13 protein-coding genes are annotated in these 16,757 nt (G+C 73.8%); 7 read left to right on the forward strand and 6 right to left on the reverse strand.

All coding sequences use genetic code 11. From position 1 onward, the window contains the following. Positions 1 to 103 precede the first annotated feature (103 nt). Entirely contained in the window at positions 104 to 1,501 is a 1,398-nt protein-coding gene (gene xylB, locus ABIQ69_RS12850; protein ID WP_350347514.1) for a xylulokinase, read from the forward strand. A 197-nt stretch (positions 1,502 to 1,698) separates the two neighbouring features. Here the strand turns inward: xylB and ABIQ69_RS12855 are convergent, their stop codons facing one another. From ABIQ69_RS12855 to ABIQ69_RS12865, 3 genes are read right to left on the reverse strand one after another with little or no spacing between them, the layout of a single operon-like run. Further along, a complete protein-coding gene (locus ABIQ69_RS12855; RefSeq protein WP_350347515.1) occupies positions 1,699 to 2,838 on the reverse strand; it encodes a glycerate kinase in 1,140 nt (379 codons plus the stop codon). After that, positions 2,835 to 3,566, reverse strand: coding sequence for a ThuA domain-containing protein (locus tag ABIQ69_RS12860; protein WP_350347516.1), 732 nt, complete (start codon positions 3,564 to 3,566; stop codon positions 2,835 to 2,837). The genes ABIQ69_RS12855 and ABIQ69_RS12860 overlap by 4 nt, the downstream gene beginning before the upstream one ends. Positions 3,567 to 3,616: 50 nt before the next feature. Beyond that, complete coding sequence (locus ABIQ69_RS12865; protein ID WP_350347517.1) at positions 3,617 to 5,650, reverse strand: beta-galactosidase; 2,034 nt, start codon at positions 5,648 to 5,650, stop codon at positions 3,617 to 3,619. A 291-nt stretch (positions 5,651 to 5,941) separates the two neighbouring features. Between ABIQ69_RS12865 and ABIQ69_RS12870 the strand changes: the two genes are divergently transcribed. The 4 genes from ABIQ69_RS12870 (at position 5,942) to ABIQ69_RS12885 (ending at position 9,225) form a co-directional block, all read left to right on the forward strand. Then, positions 5,942 to 6,259: an extracellular solute-binding protein gene (locus ABIQ69_RS12870; protein WP_350347518.1), complete on the forward strand. Its 318-nt coding sequence runs from the start codon at positions 5,942 to 5,944 to the stop codon at positions 6,257 to 6,259. After that, entirely contained in the window at positions 6,256 to 7,257 is a 1,002-nt protein-coding gene (locus ABIQ69_RS12875) for an extracellular solute-binding protein (protein WP_350347519.1), read from the forward strand. Before ABIQ69_RS12870 ends, ABIQ69_RS12875 begins: the two co-directional genes overlap by 4 nt. Positions 7,258 to 7,357: 100 nt before the next feature. Next, positions 7,358 to 8,281, forward strand: coding sequence for a sugar ABC transporter permease (locus ABIQ69_RS12880; protein WP_350347520.1), 924 nt, complete (start codon positions 7,358 to 7,360; stop codon positions 8,279 to 8,281). Then, positions 8,275 to 9,225, forward strand: coding sequence for a carbohydrate ABC transporter permease (locus tag ABIQ69_RS12885; protein ID WP_350347521.1), 951 nt, complete (start codon positions 8,275 to 8,277; stop codon positions 9,223 to 9,225). The genes ABIQ69_RS12880 and ABIQ69_RS12885 overlap by 7 nt, the downstream gene beginning before the upstream one ends. A 48-nt stretch (positions 9,226 to 9,273) precedes the next feature. Here ABIQ69_RS12885 and ABIQ69_RS12890 read toward each other — a convergent pair whose 3' ends face one another. Beyond that, positions 9,274 to 10,137, reverse strand: coding sequence for an AraC family transcriptional regulator (locus ABIQ69_RS12890; RefSeq protein WP_350347522.1), 864 nt, complete (start codon positions 10,135 to 10,137; stop codon positions 9,274 to 9,276). An 88-nt stretch (positions 10,138 to 10,225) separates the two neighbouring features. On the opposite strand from ABIQ69_RS12890, the gene ABIQ69_RS12895 reads away from it, so the two are divergent. Further along, positions 10,226 to 13,501, forward strand: coding sequence for a DUF5107 domain-containing protein (locus ABIQ69_RS12895; protein WP_350347523.1), 3,276 nt, complete (start codon positions 10,226 to 10,228; stop codon positions 13,499 to 13,501). Next, a complete protein-coding gene (locus tag ABIQ69_RS12900; protein ID WP_350347524.1) occupies positions 13,498 to 14,811 on the forward strand; it encodes a cellulase-like family protein in 1,314 nt (437 codons plus the stop codon). Before ABIQ69_RS12895 ends, ABIQ69_RS12900 begins: the two co-directional genes overlap by 4 nt. Before the next feature lie 59 nt (positions 14,812 to 14,870). Here the strand turns inward: ABIQ69_RS12900 and ABIQ69_RS12905 are convergent, their stop codons facing one another. Both ABIQ69_RS12905 and ABIQ69_RS12910 read right to left on the reverse strand, forming a co-directional pair. Next, complete coding sequence (locus tag ABIQ69_RS12905; RefSeq protein ID WP_350347525.1) at positions 14,871 to 16,100, reverse strand: alpha-L-fucosidase; 1,230 nt, start codon at positions 16,098 to 16,100, stop codon at positions 14,871 to 14,873. Further along, on the reverse strand, positions 16,097 to 16,756 hold the full coding sequence (locus ABIQ69_RS12910) for a hypothetical protein (RefSeq protein ID WP_350347526.1): 660 nt from the start codon (positions 16,754 to 16,756) through the stop codon (positions 16,097 to 16,099). The genes ABIQ69_RS12905 and ABIQ69_RS12910 overlap by 4 nt, the downstream gene beginning before the upstream one ends. Position 16,757: the final 1 nt, after the last annotated feature.

Below are 16,757 nucleotides of genomic sequence, written 5' to 3' on the forward strand. Positions count from 1 at the left end.
AGTCCGTCGAGCGTTCCTTGTTCGCGCCCCCGGTCTCCGCTCGTGCGGAAACGGCGGGCGGGAACGGGAACGCTCGGCGCACGATCGCCCGAAGGAGGGCACCATGGCACTCGTCGCCGGAGTCGACTCGTCAACCCAGTCGTGCAAGGTCGTGATCCGGGATGCCGAGACGGGGGCCCTCGTCCGCTCCGGTCGCGCGCCCCACCCCGACGGCACCGAGGTCGACCCCGCCGCCTGGTGGGGCGCCCTGCTCAGCGCCTTCGCCGACGCGGGCGGGCTCGACGGGGTCGAGGCGATCTCCGTGGCCGGTCAGCAGCACGGCATGGTCGTGCTGGACGCCGAGGGGCGGGTCATCCGCGATGCGCTGCTCTGGAACGACACGCGTTCCGCGCAGGCCGCGCGTGAACTGATCGACGAGGTCGGAGCGGACGCGTACGCGCACCGCACCGGCGTCGTGCCGGTCGCCTCGTTCACCGCCACGAAGATGCGCTGGCTGCGCGACACCGAACCCCGGAACGCTGCCCGGGTCGCCGCCGTCGCCCTCCCCCACGACTGGCTCACCTGGCGGCTGCGCGGCTACGGACCCGTCGGCGAGTCGCCCCGCGGGCCGGTGCTCGAGGAGCTCACCACCGATCGCTCCGATGCGAGCGGCACCGCGTACTGGGGTGCGGAGGGCTACGACCGCGACCTGCTCGTGCGCGCCCTCGGCCGCGATGCGATCCTGCCGCGGGTGCTGGGCCCAGGCGAGGCGGCCGGCCGCACCCCCGACGGCATCCTCGTCGGCCCGGGTGCGGGCGACAATGCCGGCGCCGCGCTCGGACTCGACGCCCGCCCGGGCGACGTGGTCGTCTCGATCGGCACGAGCGGCACGGTGTTCGCCGTGACGGAGCATCCGATCGCCGACGCGAGCGGAACGGTCGCGGGCTTCGCGGATGCCTCGGGCGCCTGGCTGCCCCTCATCGCGACGCTGAACGCGGCCCGCGTGCTCGACCGGGTGGCAGCGCTGCTCGGCGTCGACCACGACGAGCTCGGCCGCCTGGCGCTCGAGGCGGAGCCCGGCGCATCGGGGCTCGTCCTCGTGCCGTGGTTCGAAGGCGAGCGGACGCCGAACCGACCCGACGCGACCGCCTCGCTCACCGGCATGACGCTGGCCTCGACGACCCGGCCGAACCTCGCGCGGGCGGCGGTCGAGGCGCTGCTCTGCAGCCTCGCCGAGGGCCTCGACGCGGTGCGCGGGCAGGGCGTCGAGGCGCGCCGCGTGCTGCTCATCGGCGGGGCGGGGAAGAATCCGGCGGTGCGCCGCATCGCCGCGCAGGTCTTCGACGTGCCCGTGGTCGTCCCGGCGGCGGGCGAGTACGTGGCCGACGGCGCCGCGCGGCAGGCCGCGTGGGCGCTGACGGGCGACCGGCCCGGCTGGCGCGTCGAGCTCGACGACGAGCTCACTCCCGACCCGCACCCGGAGATCCGCGCGCAGTACGCCCGCGCGACCGCCGGCGCCTGACCTCGCCGTGTCGGCGCCCGCACGGCGCCGACCCCCTGCACCCCGCGTGCCCCATCCCCTCTTGTGTCGGCGATATCCGCCCGTCGGCCCGACCCCGCACCGGCGGATTCCGCCGACACACTTGGGGGCGCGGGCGCGAGGGAGATCGGCCGCGGGAACGAGCGACCCGGGCGCGAGAGCCCCGCCGGCCGCGCCGGTCAGCCCTGCGTGCGCGCCAGCGCGCGTCCGGCCGCCTCGAGCCAGGCGACAGGGTCCACCATCGCGGCGGCGGAGGATCCGGCGAGCGCCGTCAGAGCGACGGATGCCTCGAACCCGGCGGGCTCCGCCGTGATCGCGCCCGCCACGAGGGCGACGGGCACCCCGGCCTCGCGCGCGAGCCGGGCGACCTCGGTGGGCGCCTTGCCCGCCTCGGACTGCCCGTCGTAGCGGCCCTCGCCGGTGATGACGAGGTCGGCGCGGGCCGTGGCATCCGCGAGGCCGATGGCGTCGGCGACGAGCCTCGATCCGGCACCCATCTCGGCACCCCAGGCGAGCAGCCCGAACCCGGTGCCGCCGGCGGCGCCCGCGCCGTCGGCCGCGGCGAGGCGGGCCCCGTCGGGAACGAGGGCGACGAGCCGTTCGAGCCGGTGCTCGAGCAGCGGGATCGTTTCGGCGTCGGCGCCCTTCTGCGGCCCGAAGACGGCGGCGGCGCCGGTCGGCCCGAGGAGCGGGTTCGTCACGTCGCCGAGGATCAGGGCGCCGCGGGGCGGCAGCGGCGGGAGCCCGGTGAGGTCGACGCGTGCGAGCTGGTCGAGTCCGCGGCTGCCGGGGTCGACCGGCCGTCCCGACTCGTCGACGAACTGGGCCGCCATCGCGGTGAGCGCGCCGGCGCCGCCGTCGGTCGAGGCGCTGCCGCCGAGCCCGAGCAGCAGCCGCTCGACGCCGGCTTCGAGGGCCGCGACGATGGCCTGGCCGAATCCGACGGTGTGCGCGTCCTCGGGCCGGAGCGGGTCGACGAGGTGGAGCCCGCTCGTGGCCGCGAGCTCGACGACGCCCGTGCCGTCGGGCAGCCGCAGCCAGGCGGTGGCGACCTCGGGCGCGCCCGCGACCGGCCCGGAGACGGTGACCGGCACGCGCTCGGCGCCGGGGACGGCGGCGGCGAACGCGTCGATCGTGCCCTCGCCGCCGTCGGCCATGGGCCGGAGCACGAGGTCGTCGCCCGGTCGTTCGGCGAGCCACCCGCGTGCGATGGCCGCGGCGGCGCCCGCCGCATCGACGGTGCCCTTGAACGAGTCGGGAGCGACGACGATGCGGCGCGCCGCGCCCTCGCCTGCCGCGCCCGCGGGGCCCGCGCTCACGCCGGGGATCCGGCGTCGGCGAGCGGATGCCCCGCCGTCGGCGCCGGCACCTGGCGGAGCCACCGCAGGGCGCGGTGCACCAGGTCGCGGTGCGCAGCCGACTCGTACGACCGGAGGTCGTGCCCGAGCCCCGAGTACACGACACGCGAGCGGCCGAGCTCGCGGGCCCAGACGAGCGGATGCCGGATCCCGGCCTCCTCGTGCTCGGCGATCGGCTCGATGACCCCGGTCAAGGGCAGATCGGTGTAGCGCTCGTCGAAGACGGTGAAATCGGCCAGCCCGTCGGCGATGGCGTGGTTGCCAACGATGTGCACGTGCGCCTCGCCGATCTCGGGATGCCACGACCGGTCGCGCACCCACCGCCCGCCGAGCGCCTCGCCGTAGGCGGGCAGCTCGCGGAGGGTCGCGGCCGCGGAATGCACGGCGAGCACGCCGACGCCGCGGTCGAGCGCGCGGTCGAGGCCGTCGGCGGCGCGGGAGACGAGCTCGGGCGACGGGTCGCCGGGGTCGGGGTCGCCGTCGGGGATCGGCCCGTCGGGGTCGCCCGCGTTCACGATGACCACGCGCACGTCGTCGTCGAGCGACGCGAGGCCCTCGAGCGGGCCGAGGACGATCTCGACGTCGAAGCCCGCTTCGCGGGCGATGCCGGCGAGCACCAGGCTTGTGTCGGCGTACGGGTGCCAGGGGTCGGCCGTCCGGCCGGACCCGCTCAGGATGACGGCGCGCATGGCCCCTCCCTCGGTCGTCGCGTGCATCGTATCCTCCGGCTCGGCGCCCGTCACGCGCCCGGCGCGCCCTCCGGGCCGGATGCCGGCTCGGTCGCCGCCGCGGCGGGCAGCCGCAGGATCCGCCAGTCGTACGGGTCGAGCCGGATGCCGTCGATCGCCTCGCCCGTGACGAGGTCGGTGCCGGCGACCGTGGCCGACACCCGCTCCGGGCCGTGGTTCACGACCGTGAGCACGTCGCCGCGGCGCATCGCCTCGACGTCGGCGGGCAGCTCCGGGACGACCGGCTCCACGCCGGCCGCCGCGAGGACGTGGTCGACGACCGCCTGCACGCCCGCCTCGTCGGGCACCGTCGCGAGATAGCGGGCCGAGCCGCGGCCGGTGTCCCGCACCGTGAGCGCGGGGCGCCCCGTGAGCCGCCCGCCGGTGAAGAAGGCCTCGACCGAGGCATCCGTCACCCGCAGCTCTTCGGCGAGAAGCGTGCCGACGGCGGCGCCGAAGGGCCCGGAGAAGGGTGCGGTGCGCTCCCCCGGCGAGGCGGCCGGCGCGTCGGGGGCGACGAGGGCGCCGAAGTCCTCGACGTCGACGCCGAGGATGCCCCGGAGCTGCGTGAGGAACCCGCCGTCGCGGAACCGGTCGTACTCATCGACGATGTCGGTGAAGGGGCCGGCGACGAGATGGCCGCCGGCCTCGACGAAGCCCGTGAGCGCCGCGGCATCCGCCTCGCGGAGGAGGTACAGGAGCGGCGCGACGACGAGGTCGTACCCCTCGCCGACGCGCGCCGCGGGCACGAGGTCGACCTGCACGTGCCTCCGGTGCAGGGCGCGGTACCAGCGCTGGACGACGGCGAGGTAGTCGAGCCCGTTCTGCGGGTGATCGGATGCCTCCACCGCCCACCAGTTCTCCCAGTCGAACACGATCGCGACCCGCGCGTCGCGCGCGCCCGCCGGCAGTTCGGGCAGCGCCGCGAGCGCGTCGCCGAGCGCGACGACCTCGCGCCAGGTGCGCGTGTCGGTGCCGGCGTGCGGCAGCATCGCCGAGTGGAACTTCTCGGCACCGGCCCGCGACTGGCGCCACTGGAAGAAGAGGATGCCGTCGGCGCCGCGGCCGATCGCCTGCGCGCTGAGGGCCGCCATCTGCCCGGGCGCCTTCGGCGCGTTCGTCGGGCGCCAGTTCAGGGCGTTCGTCGCCTGCTCCATGAGCAGCCACGGCACATCGGGCTTCAGCGAGCGCACGAGGTCGCGCTGGAACGCCGCCGCACGGAAGGACTCGGGATCGTTCGGGTCGGGGTAGCAGTCGTCGCTCACGAGGTCGACGTGCTCGGCCCACCGGGCGTAGTCGGCGGGCTTGAAGGCGCCCATGAAGTTGGTCGTGATCGGCTGCGTCGCGCCGGCCGCGCGGATGAGCTCTTTCTCCATGAGGTAGCACTCGAGGAGCATGTCGCTGGTGAATCGCCTGAAGTCGAGCATCTGCCCGGGGTTCCGGCTGTACGGCGCCTTCCTCGGCGGCAGGATCTCGTCGAACGACGAGTATCGCTGCGACCAGAAGTTCGTGCCCCAGGCCGCGTTCAGCTCGTCGATGCCCGCGTACCGGTCGCGGAGCCACCGACGGAACGCGTCGCGCGCGGCGTCGGAGTAGTCGAAGTTCAGGTGGCATCCGTATTCGTTGTTGACGTGCCACATCACGACGGCCGGATGCTCCGCGTACCGCCCGGCGATCGCGGCGACGAGCTCGCCGGCGAGGCGGCGGTAGACGGGTGACGAGGGCGCGAACTGCTGCCGGCTGCCCGGCCAGAAGATGCTGCCGTCCTCGTCCCTCGGCAGGATCTCGGGGTAGGCCGCGCTCGCCCACGGCGGCGGGGACGCCGTCGCGGTCGCCAGGTCGACGGCGATGCCGCCCTCGTGCAGCAGGTCGATCACCCGGTCGAGCCAGGCGAAGTCGAACTCGCCCTCGCGCGGCTGGATCCTCGCCCATGAGAAGATCCCGAGGCTCACCATGGTGACGCCCGCCTCGCGCATCCGCGCCACGTCGTCGGGCCAGATCTCCTCCGGCCACTGCTCGGGGTTGTAGTCGGCGCCGTAGTGCACGGGGATCCTCCATCGGTCGGTGCGTGAGCGGAGTCGGGCCGCGCCAGCGGAAAACGTATTCCAATCTATCGCGGATCGGCACGGGCGCGGCATCGCGTTTCGCCGGCCGCCGGCGGGCGCGGAGGCGCCCCGCCGACACTGATACGATTCAATCACAGCCCTCGAGGATGTCGGCGCACGGTGAGCCGACCGTCGAAATCTCCAGGGATCCGACTGGATCGGCCATGGGCCCGGGTCGCGGCCGCACGTAGCGTCGCATCCCGCACGCATTCCCATTGCAAAGGAGCATCCATGTCGCAGCGCACTCGCCGACGTGCCGCAGTCGCGGTCGCCGGCGCCCTCGTCGCCACCCTCGCCCTCGCCTCGTGCGCCGCCGGGGACGGCGGATCGTCCGACGAGCCGGTCGAGCTCACCTTCCAGTCCTGGGTCCCGAACATCGACCAGGCCGTCGATGCGTTCAACGAGGCGCACGACGACATCCACGTCACCCTCGAGACCATCACGGCCGGCCCCGACGGCGGCTACGCGAAGATGTTCTCCGCCGTGCAGGCCGGCAACCCGGCCGACGTCGCCCAGGTGGGCTACGACGCCATCCCCGAGTCCTCGTGAACGACGCCGTCGAAGACATCACCGACTACGTCGGCGACTCCGCCGACCTCTTCACCGAGTGGCAGTGGCAGACCGGCGTCTTCAACGACTCCGTCTACGCCGTGCCGCAGGCGTCCGGCCCGCTCGGGCAGTTCTACCGCAAGGACATCTTCGATTCCCTCGGCCTCGCGGCCCCGACGACGTGGGAGGAGTACTACGAGGCCGCCAAGGTCATCCGCGCCTCCGACCCGAACCGGTACATCGCGGCGTTCGCGTTCAACCAGGCGCCCTGGCTCATCGGCCTGTCCCAGCAGGGCGGCGGCGAGTGGTTCACGCCCGAGGACGACGCCTGGAAGGTCGCCATCGACGACGAGAACACGCTCAAGGTGGCCGAGTTCTGGCAGAAACTCATCGACGAGGACCTCGTGAAACTCGAGGCCGACATGTCGAGCGAATGGAACGCCGACCTCCAGAACGGCAACATCGTCAGCTGGATCTCCGGCTCGTGGGCCGACGCCATCGTCCGCGGCACCGCCCCGGACACCGCGGGCGCCTGGGCGGCCGCGCCGATGCCGCAGTGGAGCGACGGCGAGAACGTGTCGGCAACCTGGGCCGGCGGCTCGGCGAGCGTCGTGCTGAAGGGCACCGACCACCCGGCTGAGGCGGCCGAGTTCGCCCTGTGGCTGAACAGCGACCCCGAGTCGGTCTCGATCCTCACGAGCGTCGGCGCCGGCTGGCCTGCGATCAAGGACCTCGACTCGATCGAGGCCCTGCAGGACGACCCCGAGGTCTTCGCCTTCTACGGCGGGCAGAACATCTGGGACGTCTTCGCCGAGTCCGACGCCGCCGTCGCGTCGACGTGGACCTGGCCGCCGCTGTCGCAGACCCTGTTCGCCGACCTCACCGACAACGTGAAGGCCGCCGTGGAGGCAGGGACGCCGCTCACCGAGGCGTTCACCCAGACGCAGGCGGACTTCACCGCCGCGCTCGAGGACAAGGGCATCTCGGTCGCCGAGTAGTCCCTGCGGGGCGGGCCGGTCTCCGGCCCGCCCCGTGCTCCACCCGATCCGCACCGCTCGGATGCCGAGGCATCCGCTCCCCCGCACCCGAGGAGTCACCGTGTCGGCCACTACCGCCGCCCCCCTCACCCGCCGCCGCCGGCGCCAGCCCGCCGCCCTCTGGGTGCTGCTCGTGCCGTTCCTCGTCATGTTCGCCGCGTTCTTCCTCGCGCCGATCGCGTTCGCGATCGTCGACAGTCTGTTCTCCCAGAAGTCCAGCGGCCTCGGGCTCGGGGCTCCGACCCGCGAGTTCGTCCTCTTCGACAACTACGCGGCCGCGCTGTCGAACCCGTCGTTCATCGCGAGCCTCGGCCGGCTGGTGCTGTTCTCCGCCATCGAGGTGCCGCTCATGGTCGTCACCGCGCTCGGACTCTCCCTGCTGCTCGGCGCCGCCGCCGCGCGCTTCCCGCGGTTCTTCCGCGTCACCTACTTCATGCCGTACGGCGTGCCCGGCGTGATCGCCTCGCTCCTCTGGGGATTCCTCTACATCCCCGCCACCAGCCCGGTGCTGCAGCTGCTCGGAAACGTCGGCATCGACCTGAACCCGCTGTCGAGCGACGCGGTGCTGTTCGCGATCGCGAACATCGCACTCTGGGGCTTCGCTGGGTACAACATGCTCATCCTCATCGCCGCCCTCGACGCGATCCCGTCGGAGCTGTACGAGGCCGCCCGGCTCGACGGCGCCGGGGAATGGCGCATGATCTGGCACATCAAGCTGCCGCTGATCCGGCCCTCGATCGTGCTCATCACCCTGTTCACCATCATCGGCACCCTCCAGCTGTTCGTCGAGCCGCTCGTCCTGCGCCCGCTGACGACCGCGATCAGCTCCGACTACACGCCGAACCTCGCCGCCTACAACCAGGCGTTCGCGCAGGGCAACCCGAACCTCGCGGCCGCCATGGCCGTGATCGTGGCCGTGCTCGCGTTCGCCTTCTCCGCGCTGTTCCTGCGGATCGTCAACCGGAAGGGGAACCGCGCATGGTGACCACCGAAGCCCCCACTCGCGCGATCGTGACCTCCGACGCGGCCTCCGCAGGGCGCCGCGCCCGGCGCACTGCAGCCCGCGCCCCGCGGCCGGTCGGCCGACCCGGCGGCATCGCCGGCGCCGTCCTCGTGAACGCGGCGCTCGTCGTCGCGGCCGTGTACTTCCTCCTGCCCATCGTGTGGGTCGTGATCGCGGCGACGAAGTCGACCGGGGACCTCTACGGCACCTTCGGCCTGTGGTTCTCCGACGCCCCGCAGGCGTGGGAGAACCTCGTCTCGCTCTTCACGCAGGACGGCGGCGCGTTCTCCATCTGGATCGTGAACTCGGTCGTCTACTCCGGCGGCGGCGCACTGATCGCCACGGTGATCTCCACGGCGGCGGGCTACGCGTTCGCGAAGTACTCCTTCCGCGGCAAGGAGGCGCTGTTCTGGACCATCCTCGGCGGCGTGCTCGTGCCGGCCACGGTGATCGCGCTGCCGCTGTACTTCCTGCTGAACTCCATCGGGCTCACCGGCTCCTACTGGAGCGTGCTGCTGCCCTCGATGGTGAGCCCGTTCGGCGTGTACCTGGCGCGTATCCACGCGAACTCCTCTGTGCCCGACGAGGTGGTCGAGGCCGCCCGCATCGACGGTGCGGGCGACCTGCGCATCTTCTCGTCGATCGCGTCGCGCATGATGACGCCCGCGATCGTGACGATCTTCCTGTTCCAATTCGTGACGATCTGGAACAACTACCTGCTGCCGCTCGTCATGCTGAACGACCCGAAGCGGTTCCCGATCACCCTCGGCCTGACGCTGTGGAACTCGCAGATCCAGCGCGACCCCGCCTTCACCACCCTGGTGGTGACCGGGTCGGCGGTCTCGGTGATCCTGCTCGTCGTGCTGATGGTGTCGCTGCAGCGCTTCTGGAAGGCCGACCTCACCGCCGGGGCGACCAAGGGCTGAGCCGGCTCGTCCCCGGCCGTCCGGGAGGCGTCGTCGCTCGCGGCGGCGTCATCCCTTCCGCTGGAGCCGGTAGTCGCTCGGGCTGACGCCGTGCATCCGGCTGAACTGCCTGGAGAAGTAGAACGGGTCGCTGTAGCCGACGTCGCGCCCGATCTCCGAGACGTGCATCGACGTGGTGTCGAGCAGGCGCCGGGCCCGCGCCATCTTGAGCGCGGTGTGGTAGGCCAGCACCCCGCCGCCGGTGGCGTCCCGGAAGAGCGCGCCGAGGTGCGAGGTGGAGACGCCGACCAGTCGGGCGAGGTCGGAGACCCGGATGTTGCCGTCGACGCGCTCCTCCAGGTACCGCATCGCCCGCTCGAGCGGCTCTCCCTGCTCCGGGAGCTTCCGGTCGACGGCGAGCTGCGTCATCAGGCGCCAGGCGATGCCGGCGGTGGCGAGCAGGCGCGCGGGCGACTGGTCGCGTTCGAGCGCGGAGACGATCTCGTCGAGGAGCACCGTGACGCGGTCGAGCGCGCGGAGCGACACGAGGGGGCGGTCGGCGGCGGCGCCCACCGACGTCCAGAGGTCGGCGAGATCGCTGCCGCGCAGGTGGCACCACCAGATCGTCCAGGGCTCGGTGTCGTCGGCACCGTAGGAGTGAGGGATCCCCTGGGGGATGAGGACCGCCGTCGACGGGCTCACCCGCACGCGACCGCCGTCAAGGTCCACCCAGCCGGCCCCGGCCAGGCACACGATGACGATGGCCTCGTCCGCTCCCCCTGCGCGTACGCGCAGATGGCCGGATGCCTCGGGGAACCAGCCCGCGTCGGTGACCACGAGCCGGCGGGTCACCGGCCGGGCGAGCGCCTCGGCGACGGCCGGCCTCGGCACCACGCACAGACGCTGGTTCTCGAAGCCGTCGCGACGTTCCATGCGACCATCATCACACGGCGTCGATTCGTCCATGCGTCGCCGAGGATCGGCCATGTCGCGCACGGATGCTCCGACCTACCGTGGACGCGTGAGCACCGAGAACCACCCCATCGAGCTGCCGGATGCCCCGGCCGACCAGCGCCGTGTCCTCGAGGCGGGCGGCGTCGCCTGCTGGGAGGCGCCGCTCGAGATCGACACGTACGAGCCCGCGGAGCCCGACCGCTACCCCCTCTTCCTCGACCGGCGGGTGTATCAGGGCTCCAGCGGCCGCGTCTACCCGATCCCGTTCACAGACCGGATCCTGCCGGAGCGCACGCGCCGCACCTGGCGCGCCATCCACCTGGAGAACCGCTGGATCCGGCTGGTCCTGCTGCCCGAGCTCGGCGGCCGGATCCACATCGGCTTCGACAAGACGCGCGGGTACGATTTCTTCTACCGCAACAACGTGATCAAGCCCGCGCTGGTCGGCCTCGCCGGCCCGTGGATCTCGGGCGGGGTCGAGTTCAACTGGCCCCAGCACCACCGCCCGGCGACCTACCTGCCCGTCGAGACCGCGATCGAGCGCGACGCCGACGGCTCCGTCACCGTCTGGCACAGCGACCTCGACCAGCTCCAGCGCATGCGGGCGTCGCACGGCATCCGGCTCCGCGGCGACCGCGCCGTCATCGAGCTCGACGTCCGCCTCGTCAACCGCACCGAGGTCCCGCAGACGTTCCTCTGGTGGTCGAACGTCGCCGCACGCTCGCACGAGCGCTACCAGTCGTTCTTCCCGACCGACGTGCGGTACGTCGCCGACCACGCGCGGCGCGCGATCACCGCGTTCCCTCGCGCCGACCGCCCGTACTACGGCGTCGACTATCCCGCCCTCGCGAGCGAGCGGCCCGACGCCGACCGCATCGACCTCTACTCCAACATCCCCGTCCCGACGTCGTACATGATCACCGACACCGCCGACGACTTCTTCGGCGGCTACGACCACGACGCCGGTGCCGGGTTCGTGCACTGGGCCGACCGCGCGGTGGCACCCGGAAAGAAGCAGTGGACGTGGGGCGACGGCGAGGTCGGCCGGGCCTGGGACCGGCACCTGACCGATGCCGACGGCCCCTACGTGGAGCTCATGGCCGGGGTGTTCACCGACAACCAGCCCGACTTCAGCTGGCTGCAGCCGGGCGAGACGCGCCGCTTCAGCCAGTACTGGTACCCCATCCAGGAGATCGGCCCGGCGGTGCAGGCGACCCTCGAGGCCGCCGTCTCACTCGAGGTCCACGGGTCGCAAACGCGCGTGGGCGTCGCGACGACGGCCGAGTTCGAATCCGTCCGCATCGAGGTCGCGCGCGACGGCGCGACCCTCGCCGAGTGGACCCACCGCGTCGCCCCCGGCCGCCCCTTCACCGCCGACCTGGACCTCGCAGCCCCGGCGCACCGCGACGAACTCGTCGTCCGGGCGAGCGCAGGCGGGCGAACGCTCGTCGAGTGGCGCGCCCACCGCGCGGACGCCGCCGAGCCTTGGGTCGCGACCGAGCCGCCGGCCCCCGCGGACATCGCCGCGTCGGACGAGCTCGTCCTCACCGGCATCCACCTCGTGCAGTATCGCCACCCCACCCGCGCGGCCGAGCCGTACTTCCGCGAGGCGCTGCGCCGCGACCCGGGCGATTCGCGGGCCCGGCTCGCGCTCGCGCGCCTCGCGTACGACCGCGGCCTGCTCGGTGAGGCGCTGGAGCACCTCGATCTCGCCGTCGAGCGCCTCACGCGGCGGAACCTCAACCCCGAACGCGGCGACGTCCATCTGCTGCGGGGGCTCGTGCTCGAACGCCTCGGACGCCTCGAGGAGGCGGCGGACGCGTTCGGCAAAGCGTCGTGGGACGGCGCGCTCGCCCTGCCGGCCGCGCTCGGGCGCTCGCGCACGGCGCTCCGGCTGGGCGACGCGCGTCGTGCGCTGGAGTTCGCGGATGCCGCCGCGGCGGCGTCTCCCGCGAGCCCGCAGGCGATCGCCGCTCGGGTCGTCGCGGCCCACGCCGTCGGCGGGGCGACGGCCGCGGCAGCCGACGCGGAGCTCGCCGCGGCGCGCGCGCTCGACCCGCTCGATCCGCTGCTGGCGGCGCTCGCCGGTGAGCTCGACCCGATCGACGCGCGTACGCTCGTGACCATGGCGCACGAGCTGCATCGCATGGGTGCGACCCCGCTCGCGGCAGAGCTCGCGCGCCGCGCGGAGGCGGCCCCCGCCACGGCGTTCGGCAACCCGGCGCCGCTCGCCGGCTACGCGTCCGCGTCGTTCCATCGGGCGACGGGCGACGCCCAGGCGGCCGCCGAGGCCCTTCATCGCGCGCGGACCGCCGACCCGCGCTGGGCGTTCCCGTCCGGGCTCGACGACCTCGCCGTCCTCGAAGCGGCGCTCGCGGACGATCCCGGCGATGCGCGCGCGAACGGCTATCTCGGCTGCTGGCTGCTCGACGCCGGCCGCACCGACGATGCGCTCCGCGCGCTCGACGCGGCGCTGGCCGCGGGAATCGACGACCCCGTCGTCTGGCGGAACGCCGCCGTCGCCGTCGTGAACACGGGCGGCGCCCTCGACGAGGCCGACCGCCGGTACCGGCGCGCCCTGGAGCTCAGCCCGGGCGATGCCCGCCTGGTCTTCGAACGCGACCAGTTGGCCGCGCTCAGCGGCGCGAGCGTCGCCGACCGGATCTCGGCCATCGAGGCGGCCGGACCCGGCGCGCTCGTCCGCGACGACCTCGCCGTCGTCTGGGCCGGGCTCCTCGTCGACGACGCTCGCCCGGCCGAGGCGCTCGACTTCCTCACATCCCGTCGGTTCCAGCCCTTCGAGGGCGGCGAGGGCCGCGTCATCGCCGTGTGGGACCGCGCGAGCTGCGCCGTCGCGCGCGAGCTCCTCGCCGCGGGCGACGCGGCGGCGGCCGCCGACCTGCTCGAGCGCGGCACCCACGTGCCCGAACAGCTGGGCGAGGGGCGGCATCCGGCCACCGTCGTCGCGGAGCGGTTCGTCCTGCTCGGCGACGCCCGCGACCGGCTCGGCGACCGCGCCGGCGCCGAACTCGCCTGGCGGCGCGGCGCCCGCATCGGCGGTCCGCTCGCCGCTGGCGAGCACATCGTGTCCGAGGCCGACGCCTGGGTCGGTGCGGCTCGCCTGCGGCTCGGCGACCTCGCGGGCGCCGAGGAGATCTGGACCTCGCTGGAACAGCGAGCCGCGGCCCTCGAAGCCGCCGCCGACCGGGTCGACTACTTCGCCACGTCGCTTCCCGAGCTATTGCTCTTCCGCGTCGACACGGCCGAACGCCGGCTCGCCGAGGCCGAGCGGCTTCGTCGGGCGGCAGCCGACCGGCGCTCGGGGCAGGCGGCAGCCGCATGAGCGCCGAACGCTACCTCGGCACGCCGGCCGTCGACATCCCGGCCGACGGCACCCCCACCGGTGCGGTGCCGGCGCACCTGCCCGGGCGCCTCGCGATCTGCCTGTGGGACTTCTCCTGGTACACGCGCGCCGGCGCCGGGGAGCCCTACGCGGACCTCGACGGTGCCATGGCGGAGACCGTCGACCGCGGGTACAACGCGATCCGGATCTGCGCCGCGCCGCTGCTCGTCGCCGGCGGGCTCGGGCTCGACGCGCTCGCGCGCGACCTGACCGTCGAAGGGCTCGGCAGCGCTCCAGGCGGCGGCTACTACGGGCAGCGCACCCGCTGGTACGACGCGCCGGGCGGCTACCGCATCGATGTCCGCAGTCGTCTGTTCGAGCTGCTCGAGGCCGCACGTCGGCACGGCGTGGTCGTCATCCTCGCGAGCTGGGAGTACCAGCAGTCGCCGGCGTTCGCCGCCGACGACCGGTGGTTCCGCGCCATCGACGCCATCCCGCTCGGCGAGCGGTTCGCGGTGCTCGCCGCGGCCTTCGACCGGCTCCTCACCGACATCGCCGCCGAAGGCCTCGCCCAGACGATCGCCTTCACCGAGCTGCACAACGAGGTCGACTTCTCCATCCTCCCCACCGTTCAGGAGGGCGGCGAGGAGGCCATCGCCTGGCTCCGGGAGCGGCATCCGGAGCAGCTGATCACCGCCAGCTACGGCAAGCCGCCGCACCTCGCGATGCACGGCCTCTCGTCCTCCCTCGGCGTCGCGCAGTTCCATGTGTACAGCTACGGCGTCCTCGACGCCCTGCAGCGGCGCATCGACATCCGGTCGGAGGGCACGGCCGGGTTCCCGAACGAACAGCTCCGTGCGCTCCTGCAGGACGGGGCGCCCTCGGTCGCCGAGTACGGCCGGCCCGCCGCCTGGAAGCTCGAGGCCACCGTGGTGACCGACCAGATGATCTACGGGTACGACTGGATCGACGCCGACGCCTGGGACGCCTGGCTGTACGACCACTACGGCGAGCATCGCGAGGTCATGCTGCGCGAGATCGAGTCAAGGGTCGTCGCCGTCGCCGAATGGGCGAGATGGCGCGGCGTGCCCGCCGTCGTCGGCGAGGGCTGGGTGGGCTACACGCCGCGCAACGGTTCATTCGAGGAGGGACCGGTCGGCCGCGCGCTCGCCGAGCACGGGATCCGCGTCGCGCTCGATCACGGCGTCTGGGGAGTCGTCACCTGCTCGAACGCGGCGCCGCATCATCCGATGTGGCGGGATGCCGACTGGCAGCGCCGCATGACGCGGCTCATCCTGGGCGGCGTCTGAGCGACGGCGCCGTGCGCCCGGGCGGCGCTCGGCGCCGGCGGCACCGCGGTGCGCAGCGGTCAGCCGGGCAGGCCGATGACCTCGACCGCGCGCCCATCCACCGCTTCGGCGCCGAGCCCGTCCGCGTCGTCGGTGACGACGACGATCCGATCGCCCGACACCCAGCCGCGCCACCAGGCGTCGGGGTTCGCGAGCCGAACCTCGTCGGGACGCAGCCGCGCGCGGTCCGCGGTCAGCGGCTTCACGCGGGACATCCAGTCGGCGACCCCCTCGAGGGTGCGTCGCTGCACGTCGGGAATGCGACCGGATGCCTCGGGCCCGACGTTCAGCAGCAGCCGGCCGCCGCGGGAGACGACGTCGGCGTAGAGCCGGGCGAGCTCGTCGGGGGTCATGGTGAGCGAGGCGTCCTCGACGCGGTTGTGGCCGAACGAGTAGCCGAGGCCCCGGCAGTGCTCCCAGCCGTCGCCCGTCTCGTTGTCGGTGTCGTGCGCGTACTCGCTCGTGGCGTAGTCGCCGACGGGCGCACCCCAGCGGTCGTTGACGATGCCGTCCGGCACCCGCGAGCGGTAGCGCTCGAGCAGCGCGGAGATCGAGAACGGGCCGTCCGCCTTGCCGGCGTCGGGCCAGTCGATGTCGTTCCAGAGCACCGACGGCGCGTACCGGTCGACGAGGTCGGCGACCTGCCGCCAGGCGTAGGCGGCGTATGCCTCGTCGACGGGACGCGCGCCGAGCATCTCCTCGGTCGACGCGACGGGCGGCTGCTCGCGGAAGCCCCAGTCGAGCCCGCCGGAGTAGTAGACGCCGAACCGCACGCCCTCCGCCCGAACGGCCGCCGCGAGATCGCCGACGAGGTCGCGGCGGGGGCCGCGCGCCACGGTCGTCCGGTCGCCCGCACCCGGCGCATCCCAGAGGGCGATGCCGTCGTGGTGCTTCGTGGTGGGCACGACGTAGTCGGCGCCCACGGCGGCGAACAGGCGCGCCCAGTCGGCCGGGTCGAACGACTCGGCGCGCCAGTCGTCGAGGAACGCGTCGTAGGGCCGGTCGCCGTACGTGCGCGCGTGGTGCTCGGCGGCCGGTGAGCCCTCGAGCCGGATGGTGTTCGCGTACCACTCGGCGTAGGCGTTGTGCCGGTACCACTGGTCGTCGGGGACCGTGCCGAGCGCACCAGTCGGCTCGGCCCAGGCGGGTACCGAGTAGGCGCCCCAGTGCACGAAGATGCCGAGGGTCGCCTCCTTCGCCCAGGCCGGGAGCGGGCGGCGCAGCACGTCGTCGCGGGTGGCGGTGGTCACTGGGTCTCCTGTCGGCGGGACGGTCGTTCGGGCACGGCGAAGATCGCGAGCGTGACGCAGCCGAGCGCGGGGACGATGAGCGGGACGAGCTGCCAGGTGACGACGCCCGCGAACCCGGCGGCGGAGAGCAGGTAGGCGGCGCCGGCGGGGTCCGAGCGCCAGGCCGCCGGCACGCCCCGGACGGCGGCCGGCCAGCCGGTCTCGGGCGACCAGCGCCCCGCGGCCGTCGCCAGCGCCGTCGCCACGATCGCCAGTCCGAGCCAGCCGACGACCGCGATCGCGCCCCCGCCGGGCAGCGACCCGGTCGCCGCGAGCACGAGGTCGAGCATCAGCACGGCGGCTGCCCCGACGGATGCCGCGCCCACGACGAGCCCGCCGGGCAGCGCACGACGCAGGTCGCCCCAGAACGTGCCGAGGCCGGAGCCTTCGGCCCGGAGGAACCGGCCGAGGTGGCGCACCCCGGCCGCGAGCGCGGCGGGCAGCGTCAGGAGCGGCAGCGAGACGAGCGTGACGAGCACGCCGACGAGCAGCACCTCGCCGAGCAGCCCGAAGGCGCTCGTCGCCCCGGGGAAGCGGGCCGGCGGCGCGTCCGAGCGCACCGGACCCATGCCCGACCGGTCGGCCCGGCGCGCGGCGCGATCGCTCGGCTGCGGCATC

The organism is Agromyces sp. G08B096, assembly GCF_040267705.1.
Classification (GTDB): domain Bacteria; phylum Actinomycetota; class Actinomycetes; order Actinomycetales; family Microbacteriaceae; genus Agromyces.

Bases quoted from the DNA above. Each gene is read 5' to 3' on its own strand.
- xylB (WP_350347514.1), top strand. From the start codon at position 104: ATGGCACTCGTCGCCGGAGTCGACTCGTCAACCCAGTCGTGCAAGGTC.
- ABIQ69_RS12860 (WP_350347516.1), bottom strand. From the start codon at position 3,566: ATGCGCGCCGTCATCCTGAGCGGGTCCGGCCGGACGGCCGACCCCTGG.
- ABIQ69_RS12870 (WP_350347518.1), top strand. From the start codon at position 5,942: ATGTCGCAGCGCACTCGCCGACGTGCCGCAGTCGCGGTCGCCGGCGCC.
- ABIQ69_RS12885 (WP_350347521.1), top strand. From the start codon at position 8,275: ATGGTGACCACCGAAGCCCCCACTCGCGCGATCGTGACCTCCGACGCG.
- ABIQ69_RS12890 (WP_350347522.1), bottom strand. From the start codon at position 10,137: ATGGAACGTCGCGACGGCTTCGAGAACCAGCGTCTGTGCGTGGTGCCG.
- ABIQ69_RS12900 (WP_350347524.1), top strand. From the start codon at position 13,498: ATGAGCGCCGAACGCTACCTCGGCACGCCGGCCGTCGACATCCCGGCC.
- ABIQ69_RS12910 (WP_350347526.1), bottom strand. From the start codon at position 16,756: ATGCCGCAGCCGAGCGATCGCGCCGCGCGCCGGGCCGACCGGTCGGGC.